Annotated in this window: 9 protein-coding genes; all 9 read left to right on the top strand. The window is 65.3% G+C overall.

What is annotated here, in order from left to right:
- On the top strand, positions 1-327 hold a 327-nt coding region (locus Q0A15_RS13830), incomplete at its 5' end, for an ABC transporter permease subunit (protein ID WP_291280108.1).
- On the top strand, positions 324-1,412 hold the full coding sequence (locus tag Q0A15_RS13825; RefSeq protein WP_291280107.1) for an ABC transporter ATP-binding protein: 1,089 nt from the start codon (positions 324-326) through the stop codon (positions 1,410-1,412). The genes Q0A15_RS13830 and Q0A15_RS13825, both read left to right, overlap by 4 nt.
- Positions 1,413-1,415: 3 nt before the next feature.
- Positions 1,416-2,234 carry an ABC transporter ATP-binding protein gene (locus Q0A15_RS13820; protein ID WP_291280106.1) on the top strand — a complete coding sequence of 273 codons (819 nt, stop codon included), beginning with the start codon at positions 1,416-1,418 and terminating at the stop codon, positions 2,232-2,234.
- Positions 2,235-2,249: 15 nt separating this feature from the next.
- The gene (locus Q0A15_RS13815) at positions 2,250-3,905 is read left to right on the top strand and encodes a CocE/NonD family hydrolase (RefSeq protein ID WP_291280105.1); all 1,656 of its coding nucleotides are present in this window, start codon (positions 2,250-2,252) and stop codon (positions 3,903-3,905) included.
- Entirely contained in the window at positions 3,902-4,108 is a 207-nt protein-coding gene (locus tag Q0A15_RS13810; RefSeq protein WP_291280104.1) for a hypothetical protein, read from the top strand. The genes Q0A15_RS13815 and Q0A15_RS13810 overlap by 4 nt, the downstream gene beginning before the upstream one ends.
- Entirely contained in the window at positions 4,108-4,446 is a 339-nt protein-coding gene (locus tag Q0A15_RS13805) for a DUF3237 family protein (RefSeq protein WP_291280103.1), read from the top strand. Before Q0A15_RS13810 ends, Q0A15_RS13805 begins: the two co-directional genes overlap by 1 nt.
- A 247-nt stretch (positions 4,447-4,693) precedes the next feature.
- Positions 4,694-5,935 carry a hypothetical protein gene (locus Q0A15_RS13800; protein WP_291280102.1) on the top strand — a complete coding sequence of 414 codons (1,242 nt, stop codon included), beginning with the start codon at positions 4,694-4,696 and terminating at the stop codon, positions 5,933-5,935.
- 396 nt (positions 5,936-6,331) lie between these two features.
- Positions 6,332-7,780 carry a hypothetical protein gene (locus Q0A15_RS13795; protein ID WP_291280101.1) on the top strand — a complete coding sequence of 483 codons (1,449 nt, stop codon included), beginning with the start codon at positions 6,332-6,334 and terminating at the stop codon, positions 7,778-7,780.
- Positions 7,781-8,122: 342 nt separating this feature from the next.
- Positions 8,123-9,679 (top strand): biosynthetic-type acetolactate synthase large subunit, encoded by a 1,557-nt coding sequence (gene ilvB / locus Q0A15_RS13790; RefSeq protein ID WP_291280100.1) that lies wholly within the window; start codon positions 8,123-8,125, stop codon positions 9,677-9,679.
- Positions 9,680-9,716 lie beyond the last annotated feature (37 nt).

Genomic DNA, 9,716 nt, shown 5'->3' with positions numbered 1-9,716 from the left:
TACATCTCGGCACTGCAGGTGCAGGGTGCGCCCCTGTTCTCACTGTGGTTCAGGCACTTGATCCCCAACATCGCGCCGACCGTGCTGGTGCAGTCCTTCGTGGGCTTCGGTTACGCACTGCTGGACCTCGCCGCGATCTCCTTCCTGGGCCTGGGCCTGCAGCCTCCGGAGGCCGACTGGGGCGTGCTCGTTGCCGAGGGCAAGAATGACCTGCTCAACGGCTTCGGTTACCAGTCCATCGCAGCAGCGATCCTGGTGCTCGTGACCGTTGTGGCCATCAACCTGCTGGGTGACCGCCTGGCCCGTCGATTCGAGGGACAGTCATGAGCCACGTCGCCACGAACCCGAAGACGCCGCAGAGCGCGCAGGGACCGCAGAGCGCGCAGGGCCAGCAGAGCGCACAGGGCCGGCAGGCCCCGCAGAGCAATACCGCGCAGCCGCTGCTGAAGCTGGAGGACGTGTCCGTCTCCATCGGTCCAAAAACCCTGGTCGAGGACGTGAACTGGCAGGTCATGCCCGGTCAGGCCGTTGGCCTGGTGGGGGAGTCCGGTTCCGGCAAGTCCGTCACGTTGCGCTCCGTCCTCGGCCTGCTGCCCAGCCACGCCAAGACCACCGGCCGCATCCTCTTCGAGGACGAGGATGTGCTGTGCTTCTCCAAGCGTCGCCGTACCGACTGGTGGGGAGACGAGGTGGCCAGCGTCTTCCAGGACCCGCGCACCCACGTGAACCCCGTGCACACCATCGGTGATTTCCTCACCGAGGCATTGCGGCTTCGCAAGCGGATGTCGCGCAGAAAGGCGGAGGCCAAGGCCGTCGAATGGCTGGAGAATGTCCGCATTCCCCGCGCCCGCGCTGTCCTGGGGCAGCTGCCGGGTGAGCTCTCCGGCGGCATGCTGCAGCGCGTCACCATCGCTGCAGCCATGATGACCGGCCCCAAGCTGCTCTTCGCTGACGAGATCACCACGGCGTTGGATGTGACCACGCAGGAGGAGGTCATGGCGATCCTGGACGAGATCCGCCACGAGCTCGGCCTGGCGATGGTCTTCGTGACCCATGACCTGGACCTCGCCGGGGCCGTGTGCTCCGAACTGGTGGTCATGCGCCAGGGTCACATCGTGGAGAAGATCGCCTCGGAGGACGTCTACGACCACGCGGAGGACGAGTACACCAAGATGTTGATCTCCGCCCGTTCCGCCTTCACGCAGGTGGAGGAGACCGGAGAAATGCCCGACGACGATCTCGGGGAACCCGAGTCCGTCGCCTCCGCGCTGCGGATGGTCGAGGGTGGCGATGCCACCCTCGCGGCCATCGCCGAGGAGCGCGCCGCCGAGACGGCGCCGGCTGGCGCCGACGCCGAGGTCGAGACCGACCCGGCCACCGCCGTCGGGCATGAGAAGAACGAGGAGGCCTGAGCCATGGGCAATGTTCTGGAAGTCAAGGGACTGCGCAAGACCTACCGCATGGCGGGCTCCACCGAGCGGCTGGTGGCCGTCAAGGACACCACGCTGAGCTTGGCGCCGGGCGGTTCCGTGGCACTGGTCGGCGAATCCGGCTCCGGCAAGTCCACCAACGTGCGCGTCCTGATGGGACTGGAGCGCGGAGATGCCGGCACCATGACCTTGGACGGACGCGACTACGACCTGACCGTCACCCCCAAACGCCCGGAGCGCCGGGTTCGGTCCAAGGTCATGCAGATGGTGTTCCAGGATCCGTATGTGTCGCTGGATCCGCGCCAGACCATCGGTGCCGGCCTCGACGAGGTCCTGAAGCTGCACACCAGCTTGAGCGCAGAGTCCCGCCAACAGCGCATCATCGAACTGTTGGAGTCCGTCCGGCTACCCCACGCGGTCGCCGAGGAAGGCCCCGGCCCGCTCTCCGGCGGTCAGCGTCAGCGCGTCGCAATTGCCCGGGCACTGGCTGCGGAACCCAAGGTGCTGGTGCTTGACGAGGCACTCTCCGCGCTGGACGTCGCGACGCAGAACGTGATGGTTGCGCTGCTGCGTCAGATCCAGGAGGAGACCGGCGTCGCACTGCTGTTCATCTCCCACGACCTCCCCATGGTGGCCCACCTGTGCGACGAGGTCCTGGTGCTGCACCGCGGAACCGTCGTGGAGGCCGGCCCCACATCAACAGTCCTCTCCGACCCGCAGGAGGACTACACCAAACGACTGCTCGATGCCGTGCCGCGCCGGGGCTGGACCCCGCGCCGCCGCACAGTCGAGACCCAGAGATAAGGAACCACCGACACCATGACCACCTTTGAGACCGTAGGCCCGGCCCCCGTCTCGGAACTGGCCGTCGAGGCCCGCGTGCGCACCCGTGACGGCGTGCACCTGGCCACCGATGTGTATCTTCCCGGCGGAGACACCACTCCAGGCGACACGATCCTGATCCGGCTGCCGTACGACAAATCGGGCGAGTACACGTTCATCCCTGTGGTGGCGGAGTATTTCATGCGTTCCGGTTACCGCGTGGTGGCCCAGGACGTGCGCGGCAAGTTCCGTTCCGAGGGGCAGACGCTGCTCTTTGTCCATGAGGTCAACGATGGCTATGACACCATCGACTGGATCACCAAGCAGGAATGGTCCAACGGCCGTGTGGCCATGTGGGGCGATTCCTACTACGGATACACGCAGTGGGCGGCAGCCTCGTCCGGGCACCCGGCGCTGAAGGCGATCTCGCCGCGCGTGACCGGGACCGGCCTCGGGAATCCGGTGCGGCGCGCGGCGGGGGAGAAGCACACCCGCGTGGAGATGGGCGTGACACTGCTCTACCCGCTCTCCAATTTCCACACCAATGATTCCTTCGAGTGGGAGCCCACCTGGACTCGCCCGTACGCTGCTGACGCTGAGGAGTTCATCTCCTCGGTGGGGGTCCGTTCCGACTCCTACGACCTCTGGTACCCGAAACCCGTCACCCTGAACCGTTTCCCGCAGGGGCAGGTGTGGGACGCGCCCGCGGTTCCGACGCTGCACACCATCGGATGGTGGGACAACTGCGGGCCTCTGTCCTGGGACGACGTCCGCGCCATCACGTCGAATCCGGCGTGGGACACGCAGCATCACCTGCGCATCGAGGCCATCGACCACGAGAACCACTTCGTGGACGAACCGGAGTCGGAGCACGTCTTCATGCGTTCGTCCGAGCAGCTGGAGGCCATCATGCCGGCTATGCTCGGGCCCACTCTGGAGTTCTTCGACGTCTACGTGCGCGGCAACGGCAAGGCCACGGACATCCCGCGGGTGACCTGGGAGCTGGCCAGAACCGGCACGTTCGAGACCTGCGAGAACTGGCCTCCGGCGCACGAGCGTGTGTCGCTGGACCTGACCGCTGATGGCCTGATCCAGCGTGACCCGGCCACCGAAGGCGAGCTCTCCTGGGTTCACGATCCCGATCACCCGGTACCTTCACCGGTGGAGGATGCCTTCGCGTTCCTCATGACCCACCCGGACGAGGCCCCCTTGGGTGCCCGTGACGACGTGCTGGTCTTCGATGCACCCGCGGTGGAAGCAGATGTCGACCTGATCGGCGACGTCTCTGCACAGCTCGGCTTCGTTTCCTCGGGGCCGGTCGCTGACGTGTTCCTGCGCCTACTGGACGTGTCACCGTCCGGTGAGGCATTCAGGATCTCCCGCGGTCAACGCCGTGTGTACGACGCCACGGAGGAGACCCGCGTGGACGTCCCCATGGACCCGCTGGGGTACCGGCTGCGCGCCGGGCACCACCTGCGTCTGCACGTCTCCTCCTCGGATGCCCCCGAGTTCGTTCCGCTTCCGGGTACTGACGAGGACCCGTGGGCAGCGGTGGAGACCGTCAAGACCACCCAGACCGTTCGCTTCGGCGGGGATTCCCCGTTCGTGCTGACGCTGGGTCGCCGCGAGGTCGCTGAGGGGGACAACCGATGAGTGTCGAGGTGGATTCCTTGGGGCTGCCGTTGGTCCCTTCTGTGCCCGACGGCGCGGACCCGGCTCCGGTGCCTCCGGCGCCTTCGCTGCAGTTCGCCTTCGAGATCCAGGCCCATTGCGAGCCGAGTATCCACATCGGTACCTCGGAGCTGGAGAACGTGGAGTTCACCCCGGTGGTGGGGGCCCGGTCGCCGGGCCGCTGATGTCGGGAGAGATCATCCCAGGTGGCGGCGACTGGTCCACGACCCGTGGTGAGTCCTGCCAGGTGGAGGCACGTTACCTGATCCGTACCCAGGACGGAGCGGTCGTAGACGTCGTCAACCGTGGGTACTGGTTGGCTCCGGCCTCAGTCGACGCGCGGTTGGAGGCGGGGGAGTCGGTGGATGAGTCCGAGTACTACTTCCGCTGCGCCCCCGTATTTCGCACCGATGATCCTCGCTACGCCTGGATGGCGCAGCACCAGTTCGTGGGCTCAGCCGTGGACGGCGGGTTCGACGACGAGAAGGGTTTGATCATCATCCGCGTCTGGTTGGTGCGCTGACCGAGCGGGAGACTGACTGCCTTTCCGGCCTCTCGGATCTCCGGATCGCTGACAACGGGCCCACCCCTTTCTACGGGGTTGGGCCCGTTGTGCGTGGTGATACTGGACGTCGTGACGAACGGCCCGAGCCAGAGAGTCAATATTTCGCCACCCGGAATTCATGAAATATGTGGAAGAACCCTGCAATATTTGTAGTCTGTCTTCTGGACACATCACTCACCTATGAGGACGTAGCGAGAGGTAGATCATGAATCAGCCCTTTGACCCGGCGAGTTTCGATCCGGCCGCACTGGCGGATCCGAACTTCGACCAGGCGACCTTGGCGAAGCTGGCGCAGTCGCGGCCAGACCTGCGCCAGAGCATCGCCAACCATCCCAACTGCTATCCGGCGTTGAAGGAGTGGATTGAGCAGCAGGCCCCTGCTGCCCCCGCAGCTCCCGCCACTGATTCCGCCCAGCCGGTTGAACCGCGGCAGCAAGCAGCTCCGGGATCCGCGGCTTCCGCCCAACAGCCGGGTGTCCAGCAGCCGCGAGCCCAACAGTCGGGCTTCCAGCAGTCGGGCTTCCAGCAGTCGGGCTCGGCTGCTTCGGCCCAGCAGCCTGGATACGGCGCCCCTCAGCAGCAGTCCCCGTGGGGTGCACCGCAGGGTGCTCCGGACGCCGCCGGTTCGCAGGCCCAGCCCGGGCAGAGCGGCAGCCAGCAGTTCACCGAGGGAGCCAAGCAGATGTTCGGGGGAGCGCAGCAGGCGTTCCAGGGCGCACTCGGTGCGCAGCAGAAGGCGACGGGCCTCGGCGCGATCTTGGGATGGATCCCGGCAGTCCTTGCGGTCTCCGCGGTGTTGTGTGTGATCAGCACGTTCCTGCCCGCGGCGCGCGTCAACCTCGGCAGCTACGGAGGAAAGCAAAGCATTGGGTATTGGAGCGGTGGCGACGGTCCAATCCTGTTGATCATGTTCCTCCTGGCGGCCGCCGGTGGCGTCCTTGTCTTCATCAAGCCAGGCCTACTGTGGGCGCGTATTACCGCTGGAGTGATCGGTATCGTCGCCGCGATCTTCGGGTTCATCGACGGTTTCGGCGTATCCAGCCAGCTCAACGACCTGAACTCGTCGTTCGGTGGATTGGGCGGATTCGGCGTTAGTCCCGGTGTTGGCGCGGTGCTGCTCGGTATCCTCTCCATCATCGTGATCCTTGCGGCCATCGCGATCATCGTGCCGCCGAACAAGGTCTCCGGTGCTTCGGCTGGTAATTCCGGTGCCGCGGGTTCCTCGGCCGGTCCCGACAACGGTCCTGCTGCCGGCCCGGGTCCTGACGCCAGCCAGAACCCGTACGGTGCCCAGAACTCGTACGGTGGCCAGAACCCGTACGGTGCCCAAAACAACGGTCCCGCTGCCGGTGGCCCTCAAAACGGCTCCGGCCAGAACCCCTACGGTGGCCCTGTGGCCGGCCAGGATGACGGCTCCGGTCAGCCGCCCTACGGTCAGCAGCCGTAAGCAACCTCCGTCGGCCGCATACCGGGCCACCACGCCGCCCCGTCTCACGAATCGTGAGCCGGGGCGGTCGTCTTACAGCTACCCGTGCATTCTTCTGAGGCTTTCCGTCGGTCCACCATTGAGCGCTGCCATCGGTGATGCGTCGTGCTTTTTCCTGAGGCTTTCCGTCGCTACCCCCTAGCTTCTTCAGGGGGTCGTGACGGAAAGCCTGGGCAAGGTGTGGAGGCAGAGGCGGAAGGTCTGAGCTGGGATGGCCGACGTCACGGATAGCCTGAACGTGTGGGGGTGTGAAGAAGTCGCGTTGCGACGTCCGTGCAGGCTTGCAACGGTGGGTATTGGTTACGCTGGAGCTTGGATTTAGTCATCACAACGTTGCCGTTCAAGCGAGGTAAGCACATGAACCAGCCCGTGGACCCAGCACATTTCGATGCGAACCGGATCTCCGATCCGTCCATCGACGCAGCATCACTGGCTCATCTGGCCCAGTTCCGGCCAGATCTTTGGGACGGCATCCTCGGCCACCCCAACTGCTATCCCGGTCTGACCGAGTGGATCAAGCAGAACCAAGCGGCGTACCCCGTTGCCGCAGCCGACGCCGCGTCTTCTGTCCTGGATGGCCGGGACTCAGATGAGACCACGGTGTTCAGGCCCGTGGCGGGTTCAGCAGCCGACGCCGGTCCAGCCGCTGCGTCGTCGCCCTCGGCGGCGTCCTACGAAAATACCTCGGAATCGGACGAGACCACGGTGTTCAGGCCCGTGGTGAGTTCGGCGGCGGAGGCAAGCTCGGCGGCAGCCTCGTCGCCCTCGGCCGCTTCGGCTTGGCAACACGACACTCGCAGGTCGGAGCAGGACTCGCATCCGAACCAAAACGCGTGGCAGCAGCCGGGGTCGGCCTCGGCCGCCCAGCCCACCGACCGGTCCGCGGCTCAGCAGTTCGGTGAGGGGACCAAGCAGATTGCAGCAGGCGCGGCGCGCGGATTCCGGAGCGCGGTAGACACTCAGAACAAGGAAACAGGCCCGGCCAAACTGCTGGGCTGGTTGCCTCTGGTTCTGGCCGGTCTCAGCCTGCTGGCCGTCGGTGCCATGTTCTTCCCGTCAGCTCGGATCATTTACCGCAACGAGAGCACCGATGAGCCGTTCAAGATTCCGGATGGAAGCGCCAGTTTCTACGGCAACTCTCAAGGACACATCGGGATCTATCTGGTGATCCTGTTGGTCATCACGATCGTGTTGGCAGCTCTGGCGTTCGCCACTCGAAGGCTCTGGGCCCGCATCGGTGCCGCCGTGGCGGGCTTGGCCGCCGGCATCCTCGGACTTATTGCCGGCTTCGGTGCAGCATCGGGCAACAAGCTCGATTTCTCTGGTGCGATCCGCAGCCATTTCGAAGACGCACTGCCTTCACTCTTCCACCGTTACTCCGACTACTTCGGAGACTACGACGCCGACGACATCCGTGAAGAGATTGACGACATCGTCTCTGACAGTTCGGTTTGGCGCCTGATCGACATCAAGCTCGGCTTCGGCGCCATCATCCTCGGCATTCTCGCGATCCTCATCGTGATCGTTGCACTGCTCGTCGCCGTACCCCCTCGCAAGGTGAACGACCTGGCCGCAAGTGCAGCCGCGGCGAATCAGGAGTCCACCGGGAAACAACAGGCGTGGGACCAGCCCGCTCAGCAGACTTGGGGGCAACCCGCTCAACCGGAGAATCCGTACGGTCAACAGCAGAACCCGTATGGGCAGACGCCGACCGCTCAGCAGCCTGAGCATCCGTATGGTCAACAGCAGAACCCGTACGGTCGGCCGCAGCCCGGGCAGGATCCCTACGGCCGGAACCAGGAGTGACCTCCAACCGGACGAATCCGAGTGCCTTGCGTCCAGGATCTGACAGGTTCCGCGACGTGAGGCACTCGTTCGTTTCTGCCGGACAGCGACACGCAGATGGAGCGCCGCCAGCAGCAGAAGGATGACTCCGGAGGAGGTACCGAACGCCCGTTGACATCCCTGTCCAGCGTCCACAACGTGGACCGTGGTCCAAATAGTGAGACAATCGGGTCAGTCGTTTGATCTCTGGTGTGCGGCCGGATTGAATAGGAACGTACGGTCACGGGGCCGCTGCTGCGGCCCTTCCGTGAAAGGGGCCGTACGCGTTCATGGAAGCACGCACGTGAAGGAAGGTGGATACCGATGACACAGGCCCCACACGCCACACCGCAGACCGTGGCCCGCGCCGTGTCCAAGGCATCACCGGATCCGGCGGAGAAGCAGATCTCCGCCGCAGGGGAACCGGCCGGTAATGCAGCGGACGGGCAGGCCGTACGCTCGCTCGTCCCTGGTCCCAATCGAGTGGTCGAGCCCACGCGCATGACGGGTGCGCAGGCAATTGTTCGTTGCCTTGAGGAATTGGGTGTCACTGACGTCTTCGGCCTTCCGGGCGGCACCATCCTTCCCACCTATGACCCGCTGCTGGAGACGGAGAAGATCCGTCACATCCTGGTGCGCCACGAGCAGGGTGCGGGACACGCAGCCGAGGGTTATGCCCTGGCCACCGGTAAGACGGGCGTGGCCATCGCGACGTCCGGGCCGGGCGCCACGAACCTCGTCACCGCACTCGCGGATGCCAACATGGACTCCATTCCCATGGTTGCCATCACCGGCCAGGTCGGTTCCGGCCTGATCGGTACGGATGCCTTCCAGGAAGCTGACATCGTGGGCATCACGATGCCCATCACCAAGCACTCGCGTCTGGTGACCCGCCCTGAGGACATTCCCGAGGCCATGGCCAACGCCTTCTACCTCGCCGAGAGTGGCCGTCAAGGTCCGGTCCTGGTGGATATCACCAAGGACGCGCAGCAGGCCGAATTCGACTTCGCGTGGCCGCCGGAACTGGATCTGCCCGGCTATCGCCCGGTGATGAAGGGCCACGCCAAGCAGGTGCGTGAGGCCGCGAAGCTCTTTGCCTCATCCAAGCGTCCCGTGATCTACGCGGGCGGCGGCCTCGTCAAGGCCGATGCCGCGGCGGAGCTCAAGGAGTTCGCGGAGCTCACCGGCGCCCCCCTGGTTACCACGCTCACGGCTCGGGGCGTGTTCCCCGACTCCCATGCCCAGCACGTGGGCATGCCCGGTATGCACGGTTCGGTGTCCGCGGTGGCCGCGCTGCAGCAGGCGGATCTGCTCATCACCCTCGGCGCACGTTTCGACGACCGCGTCACCGGTGTGCTGGCCTCCTTCGCGCCTGATGCCAAGGTGATCCACGTGGACATCGATCCCGCCGAGATCTCCAAGAACCGCGTCGCTGACGTCCCGATCGTCGGCACCCTTGATGTCATCATCCCGGAACTGACCGCCGAGTTCACCAAGCGCCGCGACGAGGGGCTTTTCCCCGACTTGACCGCGTGGTGGGCAACGTTGAACCGCCTGCGGGAGACCTATCCGCTCGGTTACACCCCCGCTACGGACGGCGCGCTCACCCCGCAGCACGTCATCCAGCGCATCGGTGAACTCTCCGGCCCGGATGCCATCTACGCCGCAGGTGTGGGTCAGCATCAGATGTGGGCCTCACAGTTCATCCGCTACGAGGAACCGCGGCACTGGCTGAACTCCGCCGGCCTGGGAACCATGGGCTTCTGCGTTCCCGCAGCCATGGGCGCCAAGGTGGCCTGCCCGGAGATCACGGTGTGGGGTATCGACGGCGACGGCTGGTTCCAGATGTCCATTCAGGAACTGGGCACCTGCGTCTTCTAGAACTTCCCGGTGTAGATCGCCGTGATCAACAACTCCT

Origin of the sequence: Galactobacter sp., assembly GCF_022712295.1 — a bacterium.
Lineage (GTDB): Bacteria > Actinomycetota > Actinomycetes > Actinomycetales > Micrococcaceae > Galactobacter.
Note: the sequence above shows the minus strand (reverse complement) of the source record. Positions and strands in the feature narration are given on the sequence as shown.

Excerpts from the sequence above, each read along its gene's own strand:
- Q0A15_RS13825 (WP_291280107.1), top strand. The coding sequence starts at position 324 with ATGAGCCACGTCGCCACGAACCCGAAGACGCCGCAGAGCGCGCAGGGA.
- Q0A15_RS13820 (WP_291280106.1), top strand. The coding sequence starts at position 1,416 with ATGGGCAATGTTCTGGAAGTCAAGGGACTGCGCAAGACCTACCGCATG.
- Q0A15_RS13815 (WP_291280105.1), top strand. The coding sequence starts at position 2,250 with ATGACCACCTTTGAGACCGTAGGCCCGGCCCCCGTCTCGGAACTGGCC.
- Q0A15_RS13810 (WP_291280104.1), top strand. The coding sequence starts at position 3,902 with ATGAGTGTCGAGGTGGATTCCTTGGGGCTGCCGTTGGTCCCTTCTGTG.
- Q0A15_RS13805 (WP_291280103.1), top strand. The coding sequence starts at position 4,108 with ATGTCGGGAGAGATCATCCCAGGTGGCGGCGACTGGTCCACGACCCGT.
- Q0A15_RS13800 (WP_291280102.1), top strand. The coding sequence starts at position 4,694 with ATGAATCAGCCCTTTGACCCGGCGAGTTTCGATCCGGCCGCACTGGCG.
- Q0A15_RS13795 (WP_291280101.1), top strand. The coding sequence starts at position 6,332 with ATGAACCAGCCCGTGGACCCAGCACATTTCGATGCGAACCGGATCTCC.
- ilvB (WP_291280100.1), top strand. The coding sequence starts at position 8,123 with ATGACACAGGCCCCACACGCCACACCGCAGACCGTGGCCCGCGCCGTG.